Origin of the sequence: Streptomyces sp. BBFR25 (assembly GCF_044590125.1) — a bacterium.
In the GTDB taxonomy this organism is placed as follows: domain Bacteria; phylum Actinomycetota; class Actinomycetes; order Streptomycetales; family Streptomycetaceae; genus Streptomyces; species Streptomyces canus_D.
Map to the genome: position 1 here is coordinate 4,403,876 of NZ_CP172447.1, position 24,715 is coordinate 4,428,590.

22 protein-coding genes are annotated in these 24,715 nt (G+C 76.0%); 12 read left to right on the plus strand and 10 right to left on the minus strand.

Going from position 1 to position 24,715, the window contains the following annotated elements; genetic code table 11:
* The 3 genes from ACGH52_RS20020 to ACGH52_RS20030 all read right to left on the minus strand — a co-directional run bounded on the left by ACGH52_RS20020 (window position 1) and on the right by ACGH52_RS20030 (window position 1,829).
* Window positions 1–219: a twin-arginine translocase TatA/TatE family subunit gene (locus ACGH52_RS20020; protein WP_076975121.1), complete on the minus strand. Its 219-nt coding sequence runs from the start codon at window positions 217–219 to the stop codon at window positions 1–3.
* Between the two features lie 106 nt (window positions 220–325).
* Entirely contained in the window at window positions 326–781 is a 456-nt protein-coding gene (locus tag ACGH52_RS20025) for a tellurite resistance TerB family protein (protein WP_087808281.1), read from the minus strand.
* A 76-nt stretch (window positions 782–857) separates the two neighbouring features.
* Complete coding sequence (locus tag ACGH52_RS20030; RefSeq protein ID WP_171987267.1) at window positions 858–1,829, minus strand: sporulation protein; 972 nt, start codon at window positions 1,827–1,829, stop codon at window positions 858–860.
* A gap of 270 nt (window positions 1,830–2,099) precedes the next feature.
* On the opposite strand from ACGH52_RS20030, the gene ACGH52_RS20035 reads away from it, so the two are divergent.
* The 7 genes from ACGH52_RS20035 to ACGH52_RS20065 all read left to right on the plus strand — a co-directional run bounded on the left by ACGH52_RS20035 (window position 2,100) and on the right by ACGH52_RS20065 (window position 10,630).
* Window positions 2,100–3,491: a hemolysin family protein gene (locus ACGH52_RS20035; protein ID WP_399941172.1), complete on the plus strand. Its 1,392-nt coding sequence runs from the start codon at window positions 2,100–2,102 to the stop codon at window positions 3,489–3,491.
* Window positions 3,488–4,510 (plus strand): hemolysin family protein, encoded by a 1,023-nt coding sequence (locus ACGH52_RS20040; RefSeq protein WP_059299387.1) that lies wholly within the window; start codon window positions 3,488–3,490, stop codon window positions 4,508–4,510. Before ACGH52_RS20035 ends, ACGH52_RS20040 begins: the two co-directional genes overlap by 4 nt.
* A gap of 79 nt (window positions 4,511–4,589) precedes the next feature.
* Complete coding sequence (locus ACGH52_RS20045; RefSeq protein ID WP_247699658.1) at window positions 4,590–5,096, plus strand: hypothetical protein; 507 nt, start codon at window positions 4,590–4,592, stop codon at window positions 5,094–5,096.
* Between the two features lie 107 nt (window positions 5,097–5,203).
* The gene (locus ACGH52_RS20050; protein ID WP_399941176.1) at window positions 5,204–6,445 is read left to right on the plus strand and encodes a sensor histidine kinase; all 1,242 of its coding nucleotides are present in this window, start codon (window positions 5,204–5,206) and stop codon (window positions 6,443–6,445) included.
* Window positions 6,442–7,116 (plus strand): response regulator transcription factor, encoded by a 675-nt coding sequence (locus ACGH52_RS20055; protein ID WP_052843618.1) that lies wholly within the window; start codon window positions 6,442–6,444, stop codon window positions 7,114–7,116. The genes ACGH52_RS20050 and ACGH52_RS20055 overlap by 4 nt, the downstream gene beginning before the upstream one ends.
* Window positions 7,117–7,268: 152 nt before the next feature.
* Window positions 7,269–8,117, plus strand: a complete 849-nt coding sequence (locus ACGH52_RS20060; protein WP_171987258.1) for an ABC transporter ATP-binding protein — start codon at window positions 7,269–7,271, stop codon at window positions 8,115–8,117.
* Window positions 8,114–10,630 carry an ABC transporter permease gene (locus tag ACGH52_RS20065; protein ID WP_399941179.1) on the plus strand — a complete coding sequence of 839 codons (2,517 nt, stop codon included), beginning with the start codon at window positions 8,114–8,116 and terminating at the stop codon, window positions 10,628–10,630. Before ACGH52_RS20060 ends, ACGH52_RS20065 begins: the two co-directional genes overlap by 4 nt.
* 901 nt (window positions 10,631–11,531) lie before the next feature.
* On the opposite strand, the gene ACGH52_RS20070 is transcribed toward ACGH52_RS20065, so the two are convergent.
* The 3 genes from ACGH52_RS20070 to ACGH52_RS20080 are packed head-to-tail and all read right to left on the minus strand — an operon-like array spanning window position 11,532 to window position 15,093.
* Window positions 11,532–14,069 (minus strand): FtsX-like permease family protein, encoded by a 2,538-nt coding sequence (locus ACGH52_RS20070; protein ID WP_399941181.1) that lies wholly within the window; start codon window positions 14,067–14,069, stop codon window positions 11,532–11,534.
* Window positions 14,070–14,071: 2 nt separating this feature from the next.
* Window positions 14,072–14,827 carry an ABC transporter ATP-binding protein gene (locus ACGH52_RS20075; protein WP_076975107.1) on the minus strand — a complete coding sequence of 252 codons (756 nt, stop codon included), beginning with the start codon at window positions 14,825–14,827 and terminating at the stop codon, window positions 14,072–14,074.
* Window positions 14,824–15,093 carry a hypothetical protein gene (locus ACGH52_RS20080; RefSeq protein WP_059299393.1) on the minus strand — a complete coding sequence of 90 codons (270 nt, stop codon included), beginning with the start codon at window positions 15,091–15,093 and terminating at the stop codon, window positions 14,824–14,826. The genes ACGH52_RS20075 and ACGH52_RS20080 overlap by 4 nt, the downstream gene beginning before the upstream one ends.
* Window positions 15,094–15,289: 196 nt before the next feature.
* Between ACGH52_RS20080 and ACGH52_RS20085 the strand changes: the two genes are divergently transcribed.
* From ACGH52_RS20085 to ACGH52_RS20095, 3 genes are all read left to right on the plus strand, one after another.
* Window positions 15,290–16,540 (plus strand): sensor domain-containing protein, encoded by a 1,251-nt coding sequence (locus tag ACGH52_RS20085; RefSeq protein WP_399941185.1) that lies wholly within the window; start codon window positions 15,290–15,292, stop codon window positions 16,538–16,540.
* 206 nt (window positions 16,541–16,746) lie between these two features.
* Entirely contained in the window at window positions 16,747–17,400 is a 654-nt protein-coding gene (locus ACGH52_RS20090; RefSeq protein WP_399941188.1) for a hypothetical protein, read from the plus strand.
* Between the two features lie 256 nt (window positions 17,401–17,656).
* Window positions 17,657–17,860 carry a cold-shock protein gene (locus tag ACGH52_RS20095; RefSeq protein ID WP_059299396.1) on the plus strand — a complete coding sequence of 68 codons (204 nt, stop codon included), beginning with the start codon at window positions 17,657–17,659 and terminating at the stop codon, window positions 17,858–17,860.
* A gap of 99 nt (window positions 17,861–17,959) precedes the next feature.
* Here ACGH52_RS20095 and ACGH52_RS20100 read toward each other — a convergent pair whose 3' ends face one another.
* Window positions 17,960–19,339, minus strand: coding sequence for a hypothetical protein (locus ACGH52_RS20100; protein WP_399941192.1), 1,380 nt, complete (start codon window positions 19,337–19,339; stop codon window positions 17,960–17,962).
* Between the two features lie 113 nt (window positions 19,340–19,452).
* On the opposite strand from ACGH52_RS20100, the gene ACGH52_RS20105 reads away from it, so the two are divergent.
* Window positions 19,453–20,691, plus strand: a complete 1,239-nt coding sequence (locus tag ACGH52_RS20105) for a molybdopterin-dependent oxidoreductase (protein ID WP_399941195.1) — start codon at window positions 19,453–19,455, stop codon at window positions 20,689–20,691.
* Window positions 20,692–21,013: 322 nt separating this feature from the next.
* Here ACGH52_RS20105 and ACGH52_RS20110 read toward each other — a convergent pair whose 3' ends face one another.
* Genes ACGH52_RS20110 through ACGH52_RS20120 form a run of 3 tightly spaced genes read right to left on the minus strand, consistent with a single transcriptional unit; the run spans window position 21,014 to window position 23,159 of the window.
* Window positions 21,014–21,805, minus strand: coding sequence for a class I SAM-dependent methyltransferase (locus ACGH52_RS20110; protein ID WP_399941198.1), 792 nt, complete (start codon window positions 21,803–21,805; stop codon window positions 21,014–21,016).
* A complete protein-coding gene (locus ACGH52_RS20115; RefSeq protein ID WP_076975101.1) occupies window positions 21,802–22,440 on the minus strand; it encodes a DUF2064 domain-containing protein in 639 nt (212 codons plus the stop codon). The genes ACGH52_RS20110 and ACGH52_RS20115 overlap by 4 nt, the downstream gene beginning before the upstream one ends.
* Window positions 22,437–23,159, minus strand: a complete 723-nt coding sequence (locus ACGH52_RS20120) for a glycosyltransferase family 2 protein (RefSeq protein WP_121700624.1) — start codon at window positions 23,157–23,159, stop codon at window positions 22,437–22,439. The genes ACGH52_RS20115 and ACGH52_RS20120 overlap by 4 nt, the downstream gene beginning before the upstream one ends.
* Window positions 23,160–24,032: 873 nt before the next feature.
* Between ACGH52_RS20120 and ACGH52_RS20125 the strand changes: the two genes are divergently transcribed.
* Complete coding sequence (locus ACGH52_RS20125) at window positions 24,033–24,713, plus strand: response regulator transcription factor (RefSeq protein WP_076975099.1); 681 nt, start codon at window positions 24,033–24,035, stop codon at window positions 24,711–24,713.
* The last annotated feature ends 2 nt before the right edge of the window (window positions 24,714–24,715 follow it).

A 24,715-nucleotide genomic window follows, 5' to 3' on the forward strand; every position in this document is an offset into this window, starting at 1 on the left:
TCAGGTCCGGGAGCCGGTGCCGGGGTCCTCGCGCTCGACCGTCTCGCCCTGGATGACGCGCGGCGTCCCCGGTTCGTCCGCGTCCCTCGCGGCCCGGGCCTCGGACTTGAGGATGCGGGCCGACCTGCCCGCCGAGCGGGTCAGTTCGGGCAGCTTCCGCACGGCGACGACGGCCGCGACGACGATGAGAATGATCGCTAGCTCGCTCAGTCCGAACACGGCGCTCCCCTGGTGGACGTACGGTGCGGGCCCGCGGCACGGGCCCGCACCCGGAATCTACGGCACGGCCCGCGGGCCGGGGCGGGCCCCGGGTGCCCGCGGGGGATCAGAGGTCGAACTCGTGCGGCGGCAGGTCGAGGGCGTAGCACGCCTCGCGGACCACCGCGCGCTCGTCCTTGTCGAAGTCCCCGTCCGCGCCGCCGATCACGATGCCGATCTGGATCACGGCCCGTGCCTCGGCGGGCTTCTTCTTCGCCTTGGCGATCTCCTGGAGGATGCCCACCTTGCCGAAGGCGAAGTCGGCGGTCAGCTTGTCCAGGTTGTCCTCGAAGCGGCGGCGCAGGTCGTCGGCGGGGAAGTTCTGCAGCACCTCGTTGGTCGAGATCAGCTGGGCGACCCGCTGCCGCTCCGAGGGGTCGACGCTCCCGTCGGCCGCGGCGACCAGCGCGCACATCGCCATGCTCGCGTCGCGGAAGGCACCGCTCTTGAGGTCGTTCTTCTTCGCCACGAGCTGCGTCTGCATCTGCGACGCGGACTCCTTGAAGCGGTCCCACAGGGCCATGAGAACTCCGTACTCCGTACCGGTCGGACGGGAGGCGCAGGCGGCCCCCGCCCATTGCTCTACATCACTGTAGAAGTTACCAGTCTTCCCCGTCCTCGGAGTCGCCCTCGAAGAAGTCCCCCACCTCGTCGACGGCCTCGGCCGCCACCATCCCCACGGCGACGCCCGCGGCCCCGGCCATGACGGCGGCGCCGACCCCGGCCTCGTGGCCGTACACCGCGTGGGAGCCGTACGACGCGCGGTGCTCGACCAGTTCCTGGATCCAGCCGTCGACGAGGGCGGTCCAGTCCCGCGGCCCGGCGGGGCCCTCGTGCGGGACGGTGAAGCGGCTGACCGCGTCGTGGCCGCCGTGGCCGTCGGGCGACGCGCCGTCGCGCTTGTCCGCCTCCAGCACCACTTCGAGGGCGCCCGGCACGGCCAGGAAGGTCAGCTCGATCTCGCTGACCTGGTGGGCGTAGCGCGGGGGCGGGGTCAGCTCGATCTCCTGGTGGAAGGGCAGCCGCTGCCCGGTGCCGCCGATGCGGCCGTACTCCAGATCGGCGGAGCGGAAGCCGAAGCCGAGCCCGCCGAGGGCCTCCAGGACGGCCTCCTGGGCCGGGAGCGGCGCCACGGCGAGCGGGTCCAGGTCGCCCCGGTCCCGGGCGCCGGCGACGGCCAGCTCGGTGCGCACGCCGAGCACGATCCCCAGCGGCTGCCCGTACAGCTCGGTGGCCGGGGTCTCCCACGGCAGCGTCACCGCGAACGGGATGCTCGTCTCCTCGCCAGCCGCGAGCCGGAAGGGCCCGCCGAGGGTGTGCCGGTCGAAGACGACGACGCCCTCCCCGCCTTCCCCGTCGGCGTGCTCCCCCTCGCCGCGCCCCCCGTGCTCGGTCTCCACGCGGGCCACCAGCTCCAGCGCGACGTGCTCGACGTCGTGGCCGGCGGTGCCGCCGACGAGGTGGACCCGGCCCGACAGCGTGCCCCCCGGCCGGGCGGCGCCCGGGTCGAGGACCGTGTCCACCGTGGGTCCGCCCACGCCGAGGGAACCGAGCAGCCGCTTGAACACCATCGAGGCGTTCACTCCTTCACTTTCGTGCGGGGAACAACCGGAGCCGTCCGGCAGTTCTCTACAGGCGAGTAGAAGCATAGGGGTCCGAGGACTCCCTATCCTTTTGCTCGTCCTTTACCATGAGGGAGAACCCTCGGGCGCCCGGCTGGTACCGGTGCCCACCGACCCCGTTAAGGAGTCCCGTTCCGTAATGGAGCCTCCCAGTACCGGCCGTGCCGCGGCCGGCCCGCCAGTGCCCCCGTATGCGCGTGAGGGAAGCGGGGTGGCACGGTGACCGAGGTCCTGCTGCTCCTGCTGGCCCTCCTCCTCACCCTGGCCTGCGCCCTCTTCGTCGCGGCCGAGTTCTCCCTCACCACCGTCGAGCGCTCCGACCTGGAGCGTGCCGCCGAGTCCGGTGAGCGCGGTGCCGACGGCGCCCTGAAGGCCGTACGGTCCCTGACCCTCCAGCTGTCCGGCGCCCAGCTCGGCATCACGGTGACCTCGCTGGTCATCGGCATGCTGGCCGAGCCGTCCCTCGCGGTGCTGCTGCGCGGCCCGCTGCGGGCGATCGGCCTGGGCGGCGCCACCTCGACGGTGGCGACCGTGCTCGGCGTGGTCGTCTCCACCGTCGTCCTGATGGTCGTCGGCGAGCTGGTCCCCAAGAACTGGGCGATCTCCCGGCCGCTGGCCGTCGCGAAGGTCGTCGCGGGCCCGCAGCGCGGCTTCACCACCGCCTTCGGCCCCTTCATCCGGCACCTGAACGACACGGCGAACCGCTTCGTGCGCCGCTTCGGCCTGGAACCGGCCGAGGAACTGGCCTCCGTCCGCAGCGCCGAGGAACTGGTCGCCCTCGCCCAGCACTCGGCCGCCGAGGGCGCCCTGGAGGCCGACTCGGCGGAGCTGTTCGTCCGTACCCTCCACCTGGGCGACCTGACCGCGGAGAACGTCATGACCCCGCGCGTGGACGTCAAGGCCCTGGAGTCCCACGCCACCGCCGCCGACGCCGCGAACCTCTCGCACGCCACCGGCCTGTCCCGCTTCCCGGTCTACCGGGACAGCCTGGACGAGGTCATCGGCACCGTCCACATCCGCGACGTGCTGGCCCTGGAGCCGGACCGCCGCCGGGCCACCCCCGTCACCGAGCTGGCCACCGCGCCGCTCCTGGTGCCGGACAGCCTGCCCGCCGACCGCCTCCTGGAGCGCATGCGCGCCACCCGCACCATGGCCGTCGTCATCGACGAGTACGGCGGCACGGCGGGCGTGGCGACGGTCGAGGACATCGTCGAGGAGGTCGTCGGGGAGGTGCGCGACGAGCACGACCCGGTGGAGATCCCGGACCTGCTGCCCGCCCCCGCCGACGCGGACGGCCGCGCGGCCTGGGAGGCCGACGGATCGCTGCGCCTGGACCACCTGGAGCGCATCGGCCTGACCGCGCCGGAGGGCCCGTACGAGACCCTGGCCGGCCTGGTCGCCACCCGTCTGACGCGCATCCCCGCCAAGGGCGACGTGGTCGCCCTGGACGGCTGGCGCATCGACGTCCTCGACGTCGACCACCACCGCGCCGACCGCCTGCGCGTCACGGCCCCCGCGCCGGACGCCGACCCGTCGGCGCACGCACCCGCGCCGCACGAGCGGCCGGAACGCGCGCGGTCGGCGCACGCTGAGCGGGAGCTGGCCCGATGACCGTCGTACAGCTCCTCATCGGCGCGCTGACGCTGCTGACCAACGCGTTCTTCGTGGGCGCCGAGTTCGCCATGATCTCGGTGCGCCGCAGCCAGATCGAGCCGCGCGCGAAGTCGGGCGACAAGCGCGCCCGGATGACCCTGTGGGGCCTGCAGCACATCTCCCAGATGATGGCCACGGCCCAGCTCGGCATCACCGTCTCCTCCCTGGTGCTCGGCGCGGTCGCGGAACCGGCCATCGCGCACCTGATGGAGCCGGTGTTCGAGGCGGTCCACATGCCGCACGCGCTGGTCCACCCGGTCGCCTTCGCGATCGCCCTGGCCCTGGCGACGTACCTGCACATGCTGATCGGCGAGATGATCCCGAAGAACATCGCGCTGGCCGCCCCGGCGACCACCGCGCTGTTCCTCGGCCCGCCGCTGGTCGCCCTCACCCGGGCCCTGAAGCCGGTCGTCTTCGGCATCAACGCCTTCGCCAACACGCTGCTCAAGCTGCTGCGGGTGGAGCCGAAGGACGAGGTCGAGGCCGTCTTCACCGACGACCAGCTGGCCCGCATGGTGGTCGACGCCAGCGAGGCCGGACTGCTCACCCCGGCCGACGGCGAGCGCCTGCGCGACGCGCTGGAGCTGGGCACCCGCCCGGTCGGCGAGATCCTGGTCCCGGCCCAGAAGATGCGCACGGTCCCGCACACGGTCACCCCGGCCGAGCTGGAACGCCTGGCCGCCGACGCGGGCTACTCCCGCTTCCCGGTCACCGGCCCCGGCGGCACCGTCCTCGGCTACCTGCACATCAAGGACACCCTGGGCCTGACCGACCGCGAGAGCCCCTTCCCGCGCACGGCCCTGCACCGCGTCACCCGCGTCCGCATCGACACCCCCCTGGACGACACCCTCACCGCCCTGCGTGCCGAGGACAGCCACCTGGCCGCCGTCACCGGCGAGACGGGCTCGGTCCTGGGCTTCGTGACGATGGAGGATGTCCTGACAGAACTGGTGGGCCCGACGACGCCGGTGGCCTGACCCCGGAACCTCCCCCGCGCCCGGTTCGTCTCCTCCGGCGACAGTGACGTCCGTTCCGTCGGAGGAGACGCCCGTGGCCATGGTCGGCCTGTTCTGGATCAGTGAGGACTGCGTGTACCTGGGGGCCGAACCCACCGGTGCGGCGCCCGGGGTGCGGCTGACCGAGGACGGGGTGGAGATCCTCGGGGGCGGGCAGGGCGGCCGGTCCTGGGGGTGGGGCGAGGTGCGCGGGCTGGACGTGCGGGACGTGGCCGTGCGGTCCGCCGGGCGGCGGCTGGCGTCCATGGCGTTCGACTCGGTCCTCGTGCTGATCACGGGCGACGGCGAACACCCGCCACTCTTCACGGTGCTGGTGGAGACGGAGGACGACGGCACGGTCGAGGCGAACGCCCTGGCCGCCGTCACCGGCGGTATCCACACCCCGGACGAGTACGCCCTCTCCCGCACCCTCCTCGCCCGCCTCGCCGACGGCACCACCACCGTCGGGGAACTGCTCGGTTGGCGCCGGGACGAGCCCGCGGACGTCGCCCCCACCAGGGACCAGCGGCTGGCGCTGCTGCGGGAGTGGACGGCGGCCCCCGTCTGACGGACCACCGGCCGGGGTGCGGGGCCCCGACCCCCTACCGGGGTATCACCCCGGCTTGGCTCTCCAGGGTGACGGCGTGGCTCCGCCCGGCACCTAGGGTGGTGACCATGACCTCAGTGGAGGAGCAGCGCCCGCGCGCGCTGCTCGCGGGGGCTTCGCGGCGGTGGGTGCGCGCGCTGCCGTGGGCCGTGGCGTTCGTGCTGTGCGTGGCCCTGCTGCCCACCACCATCGTGGTCCTCACCGCCGACTACGGGCTGAACGGCGCGGTCGCGAGCGCGCTGGCCGTCGCGCAGGCGGCACCGCTGCTGCTCGCCGTCGTACGGCCGCTCCAAGCCTGGTACGTGGTCTTCGCCGCGGACGTGGCCGGGGCGCTCGCCCTGCTCGGCGTCGACTTCCAGGAGCGGCTGCTGTGGCCCTTCCCGCCCATGGGGCTCGTGGGGTACGTCGGTCTCTGCCTCGCCCTGGGCCTGCGCGAGCGGCGCCGGACGCTGCTGCTGGTGTGGCTCGCGACGGCGGCGGCGAACGTCGCCCTGGGCTTCGTCGCACCGCACGGCGCGGGCGCCAAGGAACTGCTGCTCACCATCCTCGGGGGCGTCGCGCTCCTGCTGGGCGGCGTGCTGCGCGAGCGGTACGAGGTGCAGCGCAGACTGGCCGAGCAGGAGACGATCAGCGAGGCCGAGCGGGGCCGGCGGACGCTGCTGGAGGAACGCGCCCGCATCGCGCGCGAGCTGCACGACGTGGTGGCGCACCACATGTCCGTCATCACGGTGCAGGCGGACACCGCCGAGTACCGTCTCGCGGCGCTGTCGCCGGACGTGCGGGAGGAGTTCACGTCCATCGCGGCGACCGCGCGCGAGTCGCTCGGCGAGATGCGGCGCCTCCTCGGCGTGCTGCGCAACGAGGAGGCGCACGGCGAACTGGCGCCCCAGCCGGGCCTCGCGCAGATCGGGCAGCTGGTGGACGGCACGGCGCGGACGGGCGGACCGGTGGAGTTCACCCCCTGCGACGCCGAGGTGCCCGAGGCGGTGGGCCTCTCCGCGTACCGGATCGTCCAGGAGGCCCTCGCGAACGTCGTACGGCACGCGCCGGGAGCCGCGACGCACGTGTCGCTGTCGGTGGCGCGGCCCGCCGACGGGCCGGGCGGGGAGCGGCTCACCGTCCTGGTCGTCAACGAACCGCCGCCCGAGCCGCCCGCCGGGCCGCTCGAAGTGGGCGGCACCGGGCACGGCCTGGTCGGCATGCGCGAGCGGGTGCGGCTCGTCGGCGGCACCCTGGACGCGGGCCCGCTGCCGGACGGCGGCTTCCGGGTCGCCGCCCAACTCCCCCTTACGAAAGAGGACTTCACGTGACGACGCGCGTCATCATCGTCGACGACCAGGCCATGGTGCGGGCGGGCTTCGCCGCGCTGCTGGCCGCCCAGAGCGACATCGACGTGGTGGGCGAGGCCCCCGACGGCGCGCAGGGCGTCGAGCTGAGCCGCCGTACGCATCCCGACGTCGTGCTGATGGACGTGCGGATGCCCGAGATGGACGGGCTGGAGGCAGCGCGCCGTCTGCTGTCGCCCCCGCCGGGCGTGACCCACCGGCCGCGGGTGCTGATGCTCACCACGTTCGACGTCGACGACTACGTGTACGAGGCGCTGCGGGCGGGCGCGAGCGGCTTCCTGCTGAAGGACGCGCCGCCCGCCGACCTCATCGCGGCGGTCCGCGTGGTGGCCTCGGGCGACGCGCTGCTCGCCCCCTCCGTCACGCGCCGCCTCATCGCGGACTTCGCCCAGCAGCGCCCGGCGGCACGGGGCAAGCCCGCGCTGCGGCTCAAGGGCCTGACGGAACGCGAGACCGAGGTCCTCACCCTGGTCGCGCGCGGGCAGTCGAACACGGAGATCGCCCGGACCCTGGTGCTGGCCGAGCAGACGGTCAAGACGCACGTGAGCCGCGTCCTGACCAAGCTCGACCTGCGCGACCGCGCCCAGGCGGTGGTCTTCGCGTACGAGTCGGGGCTGGTGGCTCCGGGAGAGTAGTCCCGCCCCTCCTCGCGGTGGGATGCCCGACCCCCTACCGCGGTAGCGGTCCCACAATGGCTCCCCGGTATGACGCCCGGCGCCGAGCCGTCCCCGCACTCTTCCCTCCGTCACAGGGACACACCTGATGCACGGATGAGGGAGACGGCACCATGAGGCTACGCAAGGGCAAGCGGCGGCAGACGGACGACCGGGCGGGGCTGGACCACCGACCCGAGGCCCCGGCCGCCACGCCCGGTCTCGCCGTCGAACTGCGCGGGGTCCGGCGGCAGTACGGCCGCGGCGCGGGCACCGTGCACGCGCTCGCGGGCATCGACCTCGGCCTCCCGCGCGGCACCTTCACCGCCGTCATGGGCCCGTCCGGGTCCGGCAAGTCGACGTTCCTGCAGTGCGCCGCCGGGCTCGACCGGCCGTCGGCGGGATCGGTGCGCCTCGGCGGCACGGAGATCACCGGCATGAACGAGAACGAGCTGACCGAGCTGCGCCGCAGCCGCCTCGGCTTCGTCTTCCAGGCGTTCAACCTGCTGCCGTCGCTGACCGTGGAACAGAACGTCCTGCTGCCCCTGCGCCTGGCCGGGCAGCGTCAGGACCGCGGCCGGGCGGCGGCGGTGCTCGCGCAGGTCGGGCTCGCCGACAAGGCGCGGCGCCGGCCCGGCGAGCTGTCCGGCGGCCAGCAGCAGCGCGTGGCCGTCGCCCGCGCCCTGGTCACCGCCCCCGACGTGATCTTCGCCGACGAGCCCACCGGCGCCCTCGACACCGGCACCGCCGCCGAGGTCCTCGGACTGCTGAGGCACGCGGTGGACACCCTCGGCGCCACCGTCGTCATGGTCACCCACGACCCGACCGCGGCCGCCTGGGCCGACCGCGTGCTGTTCCTCGCCGACGGGGCCTTCGCCGACCACCTGGAACGGGGTTCGGCGGAGCGGATCGCGGCCCGGATGACCGCGCTCACCGGGCGTACGCGGGCGACGGCCGGGGCCGGCGCGGGGGTGGCGGCATGAGCGTCAAGCCCAACGGTCTCGCGCGCGCCGCCGTGCGCTTCAAGCCCGCCTCGTTCGCGGGCACCTTCGTCGCACTGATGATGTCGGCGCTGATCGTCGCGGCCTGCGGTGTCCTGCTGGAGACCAGCCTGCGCGCCTCGGTGCCGGCCGAGCGGTACGCGAACGCGCCGGTCGTCGCGGCGGCCGACCAGTCCGCGCGCGTCGTCGCCGACACCGTCGACGGCCCCGAGGAGACCGCGTACCCGCTGCCGGACACGGCCCGCGTGGACGCGGGGCTCGCGGCGAAGGCCGCCGCGGTGCCGGGCGCCGCCACCGCCGTACCGGACTTCACCTTCCCGGTACACGGGGGCGGCTCCGCCTCCGGCGGGCTCACCGGCCACGGCTGGGGCTCGCACGCCTTCACCGGCACCACGCTGTCCAAGGGCGCGGCGCCGCGGCCGGGCGAGGTGGTCCTCGGCGCCGACGCGGCCCGCACCGCGCGGGTCGGCGTCGGCGGCACCGTCGCGCTGGAGACGGCCGCCGGGCCCGCCGACTTCCGGGTGTCCGGGCTGGCCGAGGCCGGTGCCGGGGACACCGCGGGCGAGGGGGCAAGCGGCGCGGGTACGGCCTGGTTCGCCGACGCCGAGGCGCCCGTGCTGGCCGGGCACCCCGGCAAGGCCGACGCCGTCGCCGTCGTCGCCGAGGAGGGCGTCGACCCGGACTCCCTCGCGGCCGCCGTCGGCAAGGCCCTCGCGGGCTCCGGCGCGCAGGTGCTCACCGGCGACGACCGCGGCGAGGTCGAGGACCACGGGCTGGCGTACGCCAAGGAGACGCTCTTCGCGGTCGGCGGGTCCTTCGGCGGGATCGCCACCCTGGTCGCGGTCTTCACCGCGGCCGGTACGGTCGCGCTCTCCGTCGGCCAGCGCACCCGCGAGTTCGCGCTGCTGCGTGCCGTCGGCGCCACCCCGCGGCAGATCCGCCGCGCGGTCGCCGCCGAGGCGCTGCTGGTCGCCCCGCTCGCCGGGCTGCTGGGCTGCCTGCCGGGCATCGGGCTCGCGCACTGGTGGTTCGGCCAGATGCAGGACCGCGGGGCCGTTCCCGAGGCGGTCGAGCTGCACGTGTCCGGCTTCCCGTTGCTGGCCGCCGTCGGGGTGGGACTGCTCACGGCGCTCGGGGCCGGCTGGGCGGCCGGGCGCAGGCCCGCGAGGATCAAGCCGGGTCAGGCGCTCGCCGAGGCCTCGGTGGAGCGGCTGCGGCCGGGTGCCGTCCGTACGGTCCTCGGCCTTGCCGCGGTCGGCGGCGGTTCGGTGCTCGCCGGTGTGGCGGCCTCCGCCGCCGGGTCCGACGCGGCCAACGCCTCCCTCGGCGTCGTCATGCTCTTCATGCTGGCCGTCGCCCTGCTCGGACCGGTCCTGGCCCGGCTGTGCGCGGCGCTCTTCGGCCTGCTGCTGCGCGGCGGCGGGGCCTCCGCGTCGCTGGCCGCCGCCAACTCGCGCACCAACGCGCGCCGGATGGCCTCCGCGATCACTCCGATCGTGCTGGCGATGGCCTTCGCGTCGACGCTGGTCTTCATGCACACCAGCGAGAGCCACGTCGCCGCGGAGCAGCTCCGCGAGGGCGTCACGGCGGACCACGTGGTCACCGCCCCGGCGGGCCTGCCCGCCGACGCCGCCGACCGGGCCGCCCGCGCCCCCGGGGTGGACGCGGCCGTGAGCCTGCTGGACACCCAGGTGCTGGTGCCCGTACGCGGCGGCGGCGAGACCTCGTTGCAGGGGACGGCGACGCAGGGCCTCGCGGGCCCCGGCGCGCAGCTCGCGAAGGTCCAGGACCTCGACGTGCGCGAGGGCAGCCTGGACCGGGTGGGCCCGGGCCGTATCGCCATCGACAGGACCCTGGCCACCGCCACGGACGTCGGCCTCGGCGACGAGCTGTCCCTCTACCTCCCCGACGGCACGAAGGCCGCCCCCGAGGTCGTCGCGGTCTACGGCCGCGGCCTGGGCCTGCCGGCGGTGACCATGGACCGCGCCGCCCTGGACGGCCACGTCACGTCGCCCTTCGCCGACACGCTGCTGGTCAGCGGCGGCGAGGCGGGGCCGCTGCGGGCGCTCGGCGAGGTCACCGACGCCTCCGGCTACGCGCTCGCGCAGAACGTGGACCGCGAGTTCGGCGCCTGGGCCAACTACATGATGGCCGCCGTCCTGGGCGGCTTCGCCGCCGTCGCCGCGGTCAACACCCTGGTGATGACGGTCCTGGACCGCCGCCGCGAACTGCACACGCTCCGCCTGGTCGGCTCCACCCGGCGCCAGGTGCTGCGCATGCTGGGCTGGGAGAGCCTGCTGGTGTCGGCGGCGGGCGTGGCCCTGGGCACCGCCATCGCCATGATCACGCTGACCCCGATGATGCGCGGCCTGACCGGCGAGTTCCCGCACGTGCCCCCGCTGCTCTACGCCGCCTTCGCCGCCACCGCGGGCGTCCTCGGCCTGGCCTCCGTCACCCTCCCGGCCCGCACGGCACTGCGCGACCGGGGCGCGTGAACACGGGCCGGCCGGTCACGGCGACCCCACCCGGCCCGCGACGGACCGGCTGCCGCCGAGGGGCGCCCGACGGGGAGGACTTGGCCGGTGGCCGTGACCGGGTGGTGGGGGCGCCCGGCGGGGCTGATGCGTCCGGCCGGGTGCCGTGGCCTCGGTCGGCGACGGCGGATCGGCTGTGGGGCGCGGCCGCCGCGGAGACCCGGTCGGAGGCCGGATCGCGACCGTTGTGCGGGAGTCCGGCCGGTCCGGTCGCCGCCCAGGCCGTGATGACCGTCCGACCGCCGTGGCACCTGGGGTCGCGGTGCGCCTGTGGCCGCAGTTTCCCCGCTCGTCCGGCTGCGAGGCTGCTCGTCGGCCGCACGCGTGGCCGGGCGGGCCGCCGGACGTACCGGCCCGGTGGCCCGTGCAGCCCCCCGCCCGTCCCGGCGTCAGCGCGTCCGCCCGGCGGGGGCCTCCGGCCGTTGTACGGGAGCCCGGCCGGTCGGCAGACGTGGGCCGCGTCGGTCGTCCGGCCGCGAGACTGCTCGTCAGCCACGCGTGGCCGGGCGGGCCCGTCAGCCGTTCGCTCGGCCGCAGCGTTCGCCGGTCGGCCGCCTGGCCGTGACGACCGCGCGCCGCAAGGGCGTTGACGGGCGGGCCGCCGGATGTACCGGCCCGGTGGCCCGTATGTCCCCCGCCTGTCCCGGCGTCAGCGCGTCCGCCCGGACGGATGCCTCCGGCCGTTGTACGGGAGCCCGGCCGGTCGGCAGGCCGCCGTAGCACCCCGGGTCGTGGCTCGCCGCTCGTCCGGCTGCGAGGCTGCTCGTCAGCCACACGCGCGGCCGGGCGGGCCCGTCAGCCGTTCGCCGGTCGGCCGCCCGGCCGTGAGGGCCGCGTGCCGCCGCAAGGGCGTTGACGGGCGTCATCCCGTCCGCAATGCGTCCGCCGGAGGCGTTCGCAGCGCGTGGCGGGTGGGGAGTTCGATGGTGAGGTACGACGTCAGCACCACCGTCGCCGCCACCGCCGGGAGGAGCCAGGCCGGGCCCGCCGGCCAGGGGCGGCCGAGGAAGCCCTGGCCGAGGAGGGCCAGGGGGACGGCGGACAGCAGGAGGCCGCAGACGAGGGCCGCGGCGGCGACCACCGCGGCCTCCCGGCGCATCATCGCGCGGATCTGCCGCGGGGTCGTGCCGACCAGGCGCAGCGCGGCGATCTCCGCCCGGCGCTGGGCGGTGGCGGCGACCAGCTTGTTGGCGATGCTCAGCAGCAGATAGCCGAGGAGCACCACGACCACCGCCAGGTTGACCCATACCTCGGGCGGAGCGTCCGCACCGGTGGCGGCCGGGGCGGTGCTCGCGACCGCGAGGCCGGGACGGCCGGCGGTCAGCTCGGCGAGCGCCCGCCCCGCCCGAGGCGTGCCGTCGGTGCGGACCAGGGCCCGCTGGTCGAGGCCGGTCGTGGTGTGCCCGGCGGCCAGTTCGCGGGAGAGGACGACCGGGCCGAAGCCCAGCCCCCGGTCGTACACGGCGACGACCCGGGCGTCGACGCGCGCCCCGTCGCCGAGCACCAGGCGCACCCGCTTCCCGAGCCCGGCGTCGCGCGTGCGGGCGGCCTCGCCGCTGACGGCGACCGTCGCCCCGGTCAGCCGGTCCAGGGCGCCGTCCGTCACCCCGAGGTCCACGACGTCCCCGGCGCCCGGCGCCAGGATCATCGCGGATGCCGACTCGGCCGCGGGCTCGCCCAGTTCCTCGTACTCCCACACCACCGTGGTCGTCCCCGCCGGTTCCGCCGCCCGTACGCCGGGCACGTCCCGCACGGCGGACAGGGTGCCGTCGGGCAGCCCGCCCAGGGCCGGTGCCGTCAGCTCGTACTGGGCGCGCGTGCCGGCGCGGGTGTCCTCGGTGGTGGCGGCCAGCACCGTGGTCTGGGCGAGGGTGTAGGTCAGGACGAAGACGACGCCCATGGCCAGCGGACTGACCACGCCCGACAGACGCAGGGCGTAGGCCCGTACGTTGGACAGAGCCAGCCACGTCGGTGCCGCCACCCCGGGCCGCAGCCGCCGTACGACGGCCTCGCCCGCGCTCCGGACCAGGGCCGGGCCGGACAGCGCCAGGCCGATCGCGGCGAGGATGCCCGCGATGGACGTGACCGAGGCCCCGAGGACCGTCCGGGACAGCAGCGGCACCACCGAGAGCGCGCAGGCGCCGAGGATCAGCAGCAGCCCGGCGGTGGTCCGCCCCCGCGACGGTGTGCGCGGCTCACTGCGCGACTCGGCGACGGCCTCGGTGGCCGGCATCCGCGAGGTGCGCCAGGCCGCGCACCGGGCGGAGAGCCGCACGGCCGCCACCACCAGGAGCAGCGTGGCGAGCGCGGGCAACGGGCTGAAGGCGAGCGGGAGTTCCTCCGGGAGGACACCGCGGTCGGCCAGCAGGCCCCGGAAGCGTCCCGCCAGCAGGTAGCCGACGGCCACGCCCGGCACCAGGGCGATCACCGCGACGACCGTCGACTGCGCCGCGGCCAGGCGGCGGATCTGCTTCGGCGTCGCGCCGACGGCCCGCATCAGCGCCAGGTCGCGGCGCTGCCCGGCGATGGTCACGCCCAGCGCGCCCGCGACGACGAACCCGGTGATCAGCAGCACGATCCCGCCGAGGGAACCGGCGAGCAGGATCAGCAGCGAGCGCGCCGACCCCACGCCGGGTGCCACCGCCTCGCCCCGGTCCGCGCCGGTGGTCACCTCCAGGCCCGTGCCCGCCACCGCCTCGCGGACGGCGGCGGCCACTCGCGCCCCGGCACCGTCGGCGGCCCGCAGGCCGATCAGGTCGACGGTCCCGGCACGCGGGCCGTCGCCCCCGGTGCCGCGCCCGGCCAGCGCGGCGGCCGTCCGGTTCGCGAACCAGACGCCGCCGTCCGCGCCCGGGGCGTCGACCAGCGCGGAGACCCGGTAGGCGGCGGGGCGGCCGTTCGCCACGACCCGGACCCGGTCGCCCACCGCGAGGCCCGCCGCCGCGTCCACGGCGACCTCCTTCGCGCCGGACGGCGCCCGCCCCTCGATCCGCGCGCCCGCCAGCAGGCGCGTCGAGGACCAGCCGTGCCCCGCCGTCCCCGGGTCCCCGGCGACGGGCACGGGCCGACCGTGCCCGTCGACCGGCGCGGCCGGGAAGCCGATGTCGCCGACGGCCGCGGTGACGCCGGGCAGACCGGCCAGCCGGTCGACGAGTGCGGCCGGGACCGTGGCCCGCTCGGGCAGCGCGATCGGCAGGTCACCGCCCGGGTGGAACTCCTGGTCGGCGGCGACCACGACGTCCGCGCCGCCGAGCCGCCCGGGCGGCAGCTGCGAGCGCAGCCCGGACTCGGCGAGGACGCCGGTGGTGGTGATCAGGGCCGCGCCGCCGAGCACCGCGCACGCCACGGCGAGCAGTGCGGTGATCCGGTGCGCGGCCATGCGCAGGGCGAGGTGCAGCACGGCTACCGCTCCCCCAACGCGACGAGCCGCTCGGCCAGTCGCGGGGCCGTCGGCCGCTCCAGGGCCTCGACCACCCGGCCGTCGGCCATCACCAGCGCCCGGTGGGCGCGGGCCGCGGCGGCCGGGTCGTGGGTGACCATCACCACGGTCTGGCCGAGATCGTCGACGAGGGCGCGCAGCAGGTCGAGTACCTGGTGGGCGCTGCGCAGGTCCAGCGCGCCGGTCGGTTCGTCCGCGAAGACGACGGCGGGCCCGGCCGCCAGCGCCCGTACGACGGCGGCCCGTTGCTGCTGGCCGCCGGACAGCTCGGCCGGGCGGTGCGACAGCCGGTCGGCCAGCCCCACCCGCTCGGTCAGCGTCCGCAGCCAGTCCCGGTCCGGGCGCCGCCCGGCCAGCCGCAGCGGCAGCGTGATGTTGTCCTCGACGCTGAGCGAGGGGATCAGGTTGTACGCCTGGAACACGAACCCGACGCGTTCGCGGCGCAGTTCGGTGCGGCGGGTCTCGTTCAGCCCGGAGATCTCCTGCCCGTCGATGCGGACGCTGCCGGACGTGGGGGAGTCGAGCCCGGCGGCGCAGTGCATCAGCGTGCTCTTGCCGGACCCCGAGGGCCCCATCACCGCGAGGAACGTGCCGTGCTCCACGGTCAGCGACACCTCGTCCAGGGCCCGCACGCCGCCCGGGTACGTCCGGGTGACCCGGTCCAGCGCGATGGCGGGCGCCCGGCGCGCGGTGGCGGCCGGGAGGGCGGCGGTGCTCATCGCCGACCCCGCAGACCGCGTACGACGAGGGTCCCGGCGGCGAGCACGGTGACCACGCCGCTGGCCAGGTGGAGCGCGGTCGCGGCACCGGTGAAGGAGAGCGCCATGTTCGCGACCGCGCTGAGCACCACCACGGCCCACAGCAGCGTCCGCAGGACGTCCCCGCGGGAGACGGCGTCCGGGCCGTCGCCGGGGGCGGGGGCGGCGGTCGGGACGGCCTGGGGTGCGCCCAAGCGGTAGGGGTCCTGGTGGTCCTGGTGCGTCATGGCTGCGGCCTCCGTCGGCGTCGCTCTCGGTCGCCTTCGACGCTATGGACCAGGGCCCCCCGCGGCCGATCCCGTGGGCCGCCCGGTCCGGGGTACAGCAGGCTGTACTTTCCGGCTCCGCACCCGTCACCGGCCCGTGCGGCGGCATAGGGTCGGCCGGGCCGGAGCGGGCCCCGGCCCGGAGGGAGACAGGCGGATGACGGTGCCGATCACGTCCGTGCGGGAGACCGCCGTACGGACCCTGCGCGCCGCCGGTGCGGCGACGGGGCAGCTCGTCGGCGGTCTCGGCACGGCCTTCCTGGCGCTGGGCGTGCTGCTGCTGGTGGCCCTCGCCGCCGTGACCGCGCCGGTCGGCGTGGGCCTGCTGCTCGCCCCCGCCGTCCTGCGCGCCCTGCACGCGCTCGCCCGCCGGGAACGCGAACGCCTGTCCCGCCGGGGCCCCGAGATCGTGCCGCCCGACCCGCCGCCCACCCGGCTGCGCCCCGCCCTGGCCGACCCCACCACCCGGCGCGAGCTGAGCTGGCTGGTCCGGCACGCCACCCTGGGGTTCCTGCTGGGCCTGCTCGGACTTCTGCTGCCGCTCTGCGCCGTCCGCGACACCACGTTCCCGCTGTGGTGGCGGCTGGTCCCCGAGGAGGCGACGACCACGTCCGTCGGTGTCGGCACCGCGCACACCTGGCCGGACGCGCTCGCGGCGACCCTGCTGGGCGTGGGCTGGATCGCGATCGTCCTGGGCCTGGGCCCCGGCATGGCGCGGCTCCAGGCCGCCCCGGCCCGGCGGCTGCTCGCGGCGGGCCCGGACACGGACCTGTCGCTGCGGGTGGCGGAACTGACCGCCACCCGGGCCGCGGCGCTGGACGCGCACGCCACCGAGCTGCGCCGGATCGAACGGTCCCTGCACGACGGCGCGCAGAACCGGCTGGTGTCGGTGACGGTGCTGCTGGGCGCGGCCCGGCGGATGGCGGCGCGTGACCCTGCCGGGGCGGACGAGCTGCTGGAACGGGCGCAGTCCGCCGCGGAGCAGGCGCTGGCCCAGCTGCGTTCGGTGGCGCGGGGCATCCTGCCGCCGGTCCTGGCCGACCGCGGCCTGGCGGGCGCGCTGTCGGGGCTGGCGGCGGACTGCGGGGTGCCGTGCCGCGTCGAGGCCGACGTTCCGCAACGGTGCGCGGCGTCGGTCGAGGCCACGGCGTACTTCGTGGTCGCCGAGGCGCTCACGAACATCGCGAAGCACAGCGGTGCCGCACGGGCCTCGGTCACGGTCCGGGCCCGTGGGGGCCGGCTGCGCCTGCTGGTCGAGGACGACGGCCGGGGCGGCGCCGACGAGGACGGCGGCTCCGGTCTGACCGGCATCCGCCGCCGCGTCGCGGCACTGGACGGCACCCTCCGCCTGACCAGCCCGCCCGGCGGCCCCACCGTCCTGGACGTGGACCTCCCCTGCGGGAGCTGACCCACCGGGACGGGGGGCGGGGCCCGCAGTACGGTGGAGGAACCGGGGGCATGCCGCGCACCGGCCCCGACACCGGTGCCGCTCCCGGCGATCGACGACGCCGGGCCGGATCCGCCCGAGCCCGGGGCAGGACTCGCCTCATGACGGTGCACGTGCCGGTGCGGCCGGCGACCACAGAGCCTGTGCGACCGGCGACCACGGAACCTGTGCGGCCGGCGACCACCGAGCCTCACGAGCGGTCCGCCGGAAGCCACCGGCCGGGCCCGCGGCGCCCGGGAGCGGAGCGCGGCTCCTCACCGCGGGCGGGCGAACGGCTGCGGCCCCTGTCCCGGCGTCAGATCGAGGACCGGTTCGCCGAGCTGGGCGACCTGTACGCGCAGACCTCCGGCGGCGGCCCCCGGGCGTGGAACGCGGCCCGCGGCTCCTTCCTGCGCCACCTGGACGCCGACGTACGGCGTCCGGGCTTCTGCCTGCTGATCGCGGAGACCACCGTCCTGACCGCCTGCGCCTACGGCTACCCCGTGCCCGGCGGCGACCCGCGCGGCGTGCGGGGCCTGGAGCCCTACCTGCCCAAGACCCTGCTGCCCGTCGCCGCGGCGGGCGGACTCTTCCTGGTCTCCGGGATCGTCGTCCCGGCCCGGGTGCGCCGCCAGTACCAGGACCGTGCCTGGAACCTCGCCCGGCGCCTGCAGAACCGCCTGCTCGCCGAGCACGACGCCGCCCTCGGCATCACGCTGGTGGACCGCGCCGACGGCGCCACCGTGCAGGCACTGCGCTCCTGGGGCTGGCGCTACGCCGAGGGCGACACCCTCCAGTCGTCCGTGCTCGGCCGGTACGGCGTCCTGGTCCTGGGACGCTGAGCGACGCCGCGGGAAGCGGAAATCTCGACCCGCTGAAACAATTATTCGTCCGCCGCGGGAATAATTGTCCGGCGGGCGAAATGGCCGATCTTTGTCGGTGATTTCTTCCGGGGCTGTCGGTGAATTACGTGTTAGGCTGGACATCAGTTGCAGTTGTGGTTGCCATTTGTGTTACCGGGTTTCCGGGCAGGTGATCATCGCAGCGATGGGAGGGCTCGCACGGTGCGGGCCTTCAGCACTGCCTAGGAGAAAAAGCATGGCTTCCGGTACCGTGAAGTGGTTCAACGCCGAAAAGGGCTTCGGTTTCATCGCGCAGGACGGCGGCGGCGCCGACGTCTTCGCCCACTACTCGAACATCAACGCGCAGGGCTTCCGTGAGCTCCAGGAGGGCCAGCGGGTGAACTTCGACGTCACGCAGGGCCAGAAGGGCCCGCAGGCGGAGAACATCGTCCCCGCGTAACACCCCGCGCGACGTACGCACGGCGTACGCCTGACGCACGTATCGAGGGCCCGCACCGCACGGTGCGGGCCCTCGGTGTGTGTGCGCCCGCGCCCGTCGTCACCACCCGGTGGCCAGCAGGTGGTTGAGGAGCAGGGCCAGCACCGCCTGCGCCGTCAGCCAGCCGCGCGGACGGGTGAGGAAGGCGCAGGCCGGAAGGAGCCACAGGGCGAAGGGGAGCCAGATGCGCTCCGTCTCCGCCTTGCTCATGCCGGACAGGTCGGCGGCCAGCAGGGCGAGCAGCCCGGCGGCCACGAGGAACGCCAGCCGGACCTCCCCGGCCCGCTCGCCACCGGCGCGCCCACCCGGCGCCCGCCCGCCCCCGCTCCGCCACCGGACGGCGAGCACGCCCCCGGCCCGCCGCAGTCCCGCCGCCGTCGCCAGGCCCGTGATGAGCACCGTGCAGGCGAGGTTGGCCCACACCCAGTAGCCGTACGGGCGGATCCCGCCCGCGCCCTCGTAGTAACGGGTGACCAGCAGGTGGTACGCCTCCCACCAGTCGAACCCGGCCGTCGTGAACGCCACCGGCACCACCGCCGCCCCCGCCAGCAGCGGCACGAGGAGCACCGGCCGCCCCCGCACCCCGTCCCGGCCGAGCAGCAGCACCGCCGCCGCGATCACCGCGAACAGCGTCAGGCCGTACGAGAGGTAGCAGGTCAGCCCGAACAGCAGTCCCGAGCCCGCCGCCCACCACGGCGAGCGCCCGGTGACCGCGAGGGCCAGCAGCGCCACCGCCCACGCGGCGACCGCCGCGAAGCAGCCGTCGGCGGACGTGCCCAGCCACACCGCGGCCGGTGCCAGGACCAGGAACGGCGCCGCCCACCGGGCGAGCCGCTCGGAGGCCAGAGCCCGCACCGTGACCAGCACCGCCACGCCCGCCGACGCGCCCACCGTGATGGTGAACGCCCCGGCCCAGCCCCCGCCGCCCAGGCCGATCCGGTCGAGCAGCACGTAGGTGAGCGTGGCCGCCGGGGGATGACCGGCGACGTGCGCGGGCCAGTTGTCGGGGGAGTGGAGCAGGATGTGTCCGGTGAAGTCGCGCAGGGTCGCCGGGATGTCGTGCCAGCGGTCGACGACCGAGAGGTACTCCTGGCTCGTGGTGAGCCGTCCGGCGACGCCCCGCTCCCACCCGTCGACCAGCGCCAGCGACCAGATCCAGGCCAGCGCCGCGGCGTACGCCGCGGGCAGCAGCGCACGCCACGGCAGCCGGGCGGCGACGGCCGGGCCGTACGCCACGACCGCCGCCGCGACCACGAGCGCGGCCGGGGTGCCGGGGCCCAGGTGCGGGTCCCAGCGGCCGAGCAGCGGCGGCCAGCCGACGATCAGGTCGTCGTAGGTGTACACGTACCGGCCGACCAGGACGGCGGCCGTCACGAGCAGCACGGCGGCCGCCGCGGCGTACAGGTCGCGGGGGACGGAGCGCGGGCGGGTCGAGGTCACCCCGGCACCGTAGGCCGGGAGATCGCGCGGCGGGTGGTGCGCACGGCGGACGTCAGCGTTTCGTCATGGGTCGCGGACCGTCCGGCGGGCGTCTGGCGGCCTACCGTCGGCACATGCGCGACCTCGCCCCACGGCTTCCCTCCTCCCCGGGTTTCTGGCGCAGCCCGCTGCGCGGCCCCTGGTTCACCTCGGTGCTCGGCCTCGTCCTGCTCGTCGGCATCACGGTGCTGTTCGTGACGGGTCTGGTGTCCTACGCCGCCTACAACCCGGATCTGGCGCCGGTCAACGACAAGACCCCGGACAAGGGGCTCCTCGGCCTCTACCTCTTCGCCTGGCCGACCGACCCGCCCTGGCTCTACCGCCTCACGCAGGGCGTCCACGTCACCCTCGGGCTGGTCCTGATCCCGGTGCTGCTGGCCAAGCTGTGGTCGGTGGTGCCGCGGCTGTTCACCCTGCCGCCGGCCCGGTCGCTCGCCCACGCCCTGGAGCGGATCTCGCTGCTGCTGCTGGTCGGGGGCGCGCTGTTCGAGTTCGTCACCGGGGTGCTCAACATCCAGCTGGACTACCTCTTCCCCGGCTCCTTCTACCCGCTGCACTTCTACGGCGCCTGGGTCTTCTTCGCCGCGTTCGTCACGCACGCCGTGCTGAAGACGCCGACCGCGCTGCGCAACCTCCGGGCGATGCGCGAGGAGCGCGACGACCTGGTCTCGCCCCGGCCCGCGGCGCCCACCGTCTCGCGGCGCGGGGCCCTGTGGTTCGTCGGGGGCGGCTCACTCCTGATGTTCGCCACCAGCGCGGGGCGCGGCTTCGACGGGCCGCTGCGGGCCACCGCCGTGCTCTCCCCGCACGGCGGGCCCGAGCCGGGCAGCGGTCCGAACGGTTTCCAGATCAACAAGACCGCCGCCCACGTGGGCATCGACCCGGCCGAGACCCGTGCGGACACCTGGCGGCTCGTCGTCACGGGCCGCGCGGGGACCGTCCGGCTCAGCCGCGCCGAGCTGCTCGCCATGGAGCAGCACAGCGCGGCCCTCCCCATCGCCTGCGTCGAGGGCTGGTCGACGTCCGACCAGTGGTGGCGCGGGGTGCGGCTGCGGGACCTGGCCGCCCGCGTGGGCCACGAGGACGAGCCGCCGGACGTGCTCGTCGAGTCCCTCCAGCGGCGCGGCGCCTTCCGCAGCGGGGCCCTGCGCGCCAACCAGGTGGCCGACCCGCGCTCCCTGCTCGCCCTGTACGTCAACGGCGCGGAGCTGAGCCCGGACCACGGCCATCCGGCCCGGATCATCGTGCCCGCCGCGCCCGGCGTGCTGAACACCAAGTGGGTGGCCCGGTTGACGTTCGGAGACCTGGGATGAAGGGCGTGCGGGGGCCGCGGCCCGTGGTCGGCAGCCCGTTCCAAATCCTCTTGCTCGGCTGCTCCTTCGCGCTCGCGGGCTACGCGGGCGTGCGGCTGCTCGCCGACGACTGGCTCGGCGTGGCCCTCTGGTTCGTGGGGGCGGCGCTCCTGCACGACCTGGTGCTGCTGCCGCTGTACTCGGCGGCGGACCGGGCGCTCACGCGCGGGCTCGGCGCGGTGCGCCACCGGGAGTGGACCTCGTACGTCCGGTTCCCGGCGGCCTGCTCCGGGCTGCTCCTGCTGGTGTGGTTCCCGCTGATCGGCGGCCGGGTCGACGCGAGCTACGCGGGGGGCACCGGGCTGTCGGCGGACGGCTTCCTCACCCGCTGGCTGCTGATCACGGCGGTGCTGTTCGGCGGCTCGGCGCTGCTGCTGGCCGGGCGGCTGCTGCGCAGCGCGACGAAGCGCCGCCCGCCCGACGTCCACTGACCGGCGGTGCGCCAGCCCGCGGCGCCCGCGCGGCGCAGCAGGGCGCGGCTGCCGATCCGGGCCCAGGGGAACGGGTCCCCGGCGGCGCGGGCGCGGGCGTCGGTGACGTCGACGAGCTGCACCTCGGCGCGTTCGTCGACGTCGGCCGGGGCCGTCTCGGCGATCAGCAGGCCGCCGGGTGCGAGCAGGGCGGCGACACGGGCGAGCAGGGCACGGGGGTCGCCGCCGATGCCGACGTTGCCGTCCATGAGGAGGACGGTGTCCCAGCGTCCCTCGCCGGGCAGCGGCTCGAACACGGAGCGCCGCAGCGACGGCCCGCCGAGCCGCACGGTGCGGGACACGGCAGCCTCGCTGACGTCGATGCCGAGCACCGTCCGGCCCCGGGCGGCGAGTTCGGCCACCAGGCGGCCCGGCCCGCAGCCCACGTCGAGCACGGCGCCCTCGCAGCGGTCCAGCACCTCCAGGTCGACCGCGTCGGCACGGGCGCACCAGCGCTCCACCTCCAGCGGCAGCAGCCAGCCGTCGGCGCGGCGCAGGAACAGCGGCCCGTGTCCCGACCGCAGCGCGGCGGCGTAGGGGTCGGAGGCTTCCCACGCGGGGTCGGCGGACGACCGGCCGGGGGCGGTGCGCGTGGCCCCCTTCACCGGCTCGCCCGCCGGTCCGCGGCCGGTGCGCAGGCCGCCAGCCGGGCGGCGAAGCGGCCGTCCGGGGCCAGGGCGGCGACGGCGCGGGCGTCGGCCGCGGTGTCGACGTCGCGCAGGGGCGGCAGGTCGCGCACCCGCAGGCCCGCCGTCAGGAGCCGCTCGCGCTGCACCGCCCCCGTCACCGGCGTCGACATGGGCACGCCCCGCAGCAGGGCGGGCTCCGGCCGGGCCAGGCCCAGGGCCCAGAAGCCGCCGTCCTCGGCCGGGCCGAAGTACGCGTCGCAGTCGCGGAAGTCCACGTCGAGGAGGTCCGGCGTCACCTGGGGGGTGTCCATCCCGATCAGCAGGGCGGGCCCCGCGCACCCGGCGAACGCGTCCGCGAGGCGTGCGTCGAGACCGCCCGCGCCCTGCGGTACGACGTCGAAGCCGGGCGGCAGCCAGGGGCCGGGGGCGCCGTCCAGCACCAGGACCCGGCGTCGCGCGGGTGCGGCGGCCACGGCGCTCAGGGTGTCGGCGAGGGCCGCCTCGGCCAGCGCGGCCGCTTCGGCGGGGGTGAAGGGCGGGGTGAGCCGGGTCTTGACCCGGCCGGGGCGGGGCTCCTTGGCGATGACGAGGAGGGTGGTCGTGGCGGTCACCGGGTGCCGCTCCTCTCGCTGTTCCCGGCGCGGACGGCCGGCGGCTCGGCCAGGACGCGGCGCATGTCCCGTACCGCGTGCCAGGTGCCGCGCCAGGTCCCGGTCACCTTCGAGGCGCCGGTGCGGGGCAGGTACGGGACGTCGTGCTCGGCGATCCGCCAGCCCGCGTCGGCGGCCCGCACCACCATCTGCAAGGGGTAGCCGCTGCGCCGGTCGGTGAGGCCGAGGCCGAGCAGCCGCTCGCGGCGGGCGGCGCGCAGCGGGCCGAGGTCGTGCAGCCGCAGGCCGGTGCGGCGGCGCAGCATCCGGGCCAGGGCGAGGTTGCCCGCACGGGCGTGCACGGGCCACGCGCCCCTGGCCTGCGGTCGTCGGCGACCGAGCACGAGGTCGGAGGTGCCGGCGCGGATCTCCTCCACGAACGGGCTCAGCAGGCCCGGGTCGAGGGAGGCGTCGCAGTCGCAGAAGCAGACGACGTCGGCGGTCGCGGCGGTCAGCCCGGCGTGGCAGGCGGCGCCGAAACCGCGGCGCGGCTCGGTCACGACCGTGGCGCCGAGCGAGCGGGCGAGGTCCGCCGAGCCGTCGGTGGAGCCGTTGTCGACGACGAGCGCACGCCAGCCGGCCGGCACGCGGGCCAGGACCCAGGGGAGGGCCCCGGCCTCGTTCAGGCAGGGCAGTACGACGTCGACGTCCGGAGCGGGCGAGATGGTCACGGCGTTCACCCTACGAACCGGAACCGGACAAATAGGTCCCCCAGTCCTTACGAAACACGGACGCCGACGCCCCAGCCGCCCACGGCAGGCACCCCGACGAGGACACGGTGCGAGGCTGGCCCCATGCACCAGCAGCCCCCCGACCCCGCCCCACCCCCGGCCGCCGACCCCGCGACCGACCCTCCGGCTGGGCCTGCGTCCGCCCCCGAGGCCGTCCCGGCGGCTGGGCCTGCGTCCGCCCCCGAGGTCGGCCCGGCGGCTGGGCCTGCGTCCGCCCCCGAGGCCGACCCTGCGACCGTCCCGGTAGCCGGGCCTGCGACTGGATCCACAGCCGCCCCCGCGGCGGGGCCTGCGGTGGGGCTTCCGGCCGTCCCTATGGCGGAACCCGCCGCCGTTCCTGGTGCGGAACCCGCCGCCACTCCCGGGGCTGAACCCGCGGGCGTCCCCGCAGCCCGACCCGCAGCCGTAGCAGCAGCCGTCTCCGCGGCGGTCCCTGCGGCTGAGCCCGTAGCCGCCTCCGCGGCCGAAGCAGTGGCCGTCCTTGCGGCTGGGCCTGCGGCCGTCTCCGCGGCTGGGTCCGCAACCGCCCTTGCGGCCGAGCCCGCGGCGGTCCCCGCGGCCGTAGCAGCGGCCGTCTCCGCGGCTGGGTGTGCGGCGGTCCCTGCGGATGAGCCCCTAGCCGCTCCTGCGGCGGAACCCGTAGCCGCCCCTGCGGCTGCACCCGTAGCCGCCTCCGCGGCAGAGCCCGCGGCGGTCCCCGCGGCCGAAGCAGCGGCCGGCTCGGCTGGACCTGCGGCTGCACCCGCAGCCGTCTCCGCAACTGCCCCCGGTGTCGCCCCCGCAGCTCCCCCCGGCGTCGTACCCGCAGCCGCCCCCGCGCGGATTCTCGTCGTCGACGACGACCCCACCGTCGCGGAGGTGGTGGCCGGTTATCTGGTTCGGGCCGGTTATCGCGTCGATCGGGCCGGTGACGGGCCGGCCGCGCTGGAGCGGGCCGCCGTGCACCGGCCGGATCTGGTGGTGCTCGACCTGATGCTGCCCGGCATGGACGGACTGGAGGTGTGCCGGAGGCTGCGCGGGCAGGGGCCGGTGCCGGTCATCATGCTGACCGCGCGGGGCGACGAGGACGACCGCGTCCTCGGCCTGGAGGTCGGCGCCGACGACTACGTGACCAAGCCGTTCAGCCCGCGGGAACTGGTGCTGCGGGTGGAGTCCGTCCTGCGCCGCACCCGGCCCGCCCCGGCGCCGCGTCCGCCGTCCGCGGCCGGACTCACCGCCGACCCGGCCGCCCGCAGGGCCACCAAGGACGGCGCCGAACTGGCCCTCACGCTCCGCGAATTCGATCTCCTGACCTTCTTCCTGCGCAACCCCGGGCGGGCGTTCGCCCGGGAGGAGCTGATGCGCGAGGTGTGGGGCTGGGACTTCGGCGACCTGTCCACCGTGACCGTCCACGTCCGGCGGCTGCGCGGCAAGGTCGAGGACGATCCGGCCCGGCCCCGGCTGATCCAGACGGTGTGGGGCGTGGGCTACCGCTTCGACCCCGCCGGCCGGGAGGCGGACTGACC

Coding starts and splice junctions, on each gene's coding strand:
- ACGH52_RS20085 (WP_399941185.1), top strand. CDS start 15,290: ATGACGGTGCCGATCACGTCCGTGCGGGAGACCGCCGTACGGACCCTG.
- ACGH52_RS20105 (WP_399941195.1), top strand. CDS start 19,453: ATGCGCGACCTCGCCCCACGGCTTCCCTCCTCCCCGGGTTTCTGGCGC.
- ACGH52_RS20075 (WP_076975107.1), bottom strand. CDS start 14,827: ATGAGCACCGCCGCCCTCCCGGCCGCCACCGCGCGCCGGGCGCCCGCC.
- ACGH52_RS20030 (WP_171987267.1), bottom strand. CDS start 1,829: ATGGTGTTCAAGCGGCTGCTCGGTTCCCTCGGCGTGGGCGGACCCACG.
- ACGH52_RS20040 (WP_059299387.1), top strand. CDS start 3,488: ATGACCGTCGTACAGCTCCTCATCGGCGCGCTGACGCTGCTGACCAAC.
- ACGH52_RS20080 (WP_059299393.1), bottom strand. CDS start 15,093: ATGACGCACCAGGACCACCAGGACCCCTACCGCTTGGGCGCACCCCAG.
- ACGH52_RS20050 (WP_399941176.1), top strand. CDS start 5,204: ATGACCTCAGTGGAGGAGCAGCGCCCGCGCGCGCTGCTCGCGGGGGCT.
- ACGH52_RS20065 (WP_399941179.1), top strand. CDS start 8,114: ATGAGCGTCAAGCCCAACGGTCTCGCGCGCGCCGCCGTGCGCTTCAAG.
- ACGH52_RS20095 (WP_059299396.1), top strand. CDS start 17,657: ATGGCTTCCGGTACCGTGAAGTGGTTCAACGCCGAAAAGGGCTTCGGT.
- ACGH52_RS20045 (WP_247699658.1), top strand. CDS start 4,590: ATGGTCGGCCTGTTCTGGATCAGTGAGGACTGCGTGTACCTGGGGGCC.
- ACGH52_RS20025 (WP_087808281.1), bottom strand. CDS start 781: ATGGCCCTGTGGGACCGCTTCAAGGAGTCCGCGTCGCAGATGCAGACG.
- ACGH52_RS20060 (WP_171987258.1), top strand. CDS start 7,269: ATGAGGCTACGCAAGGGCAAGCGGCGGCAGACGGACGACCGGGCGGGG.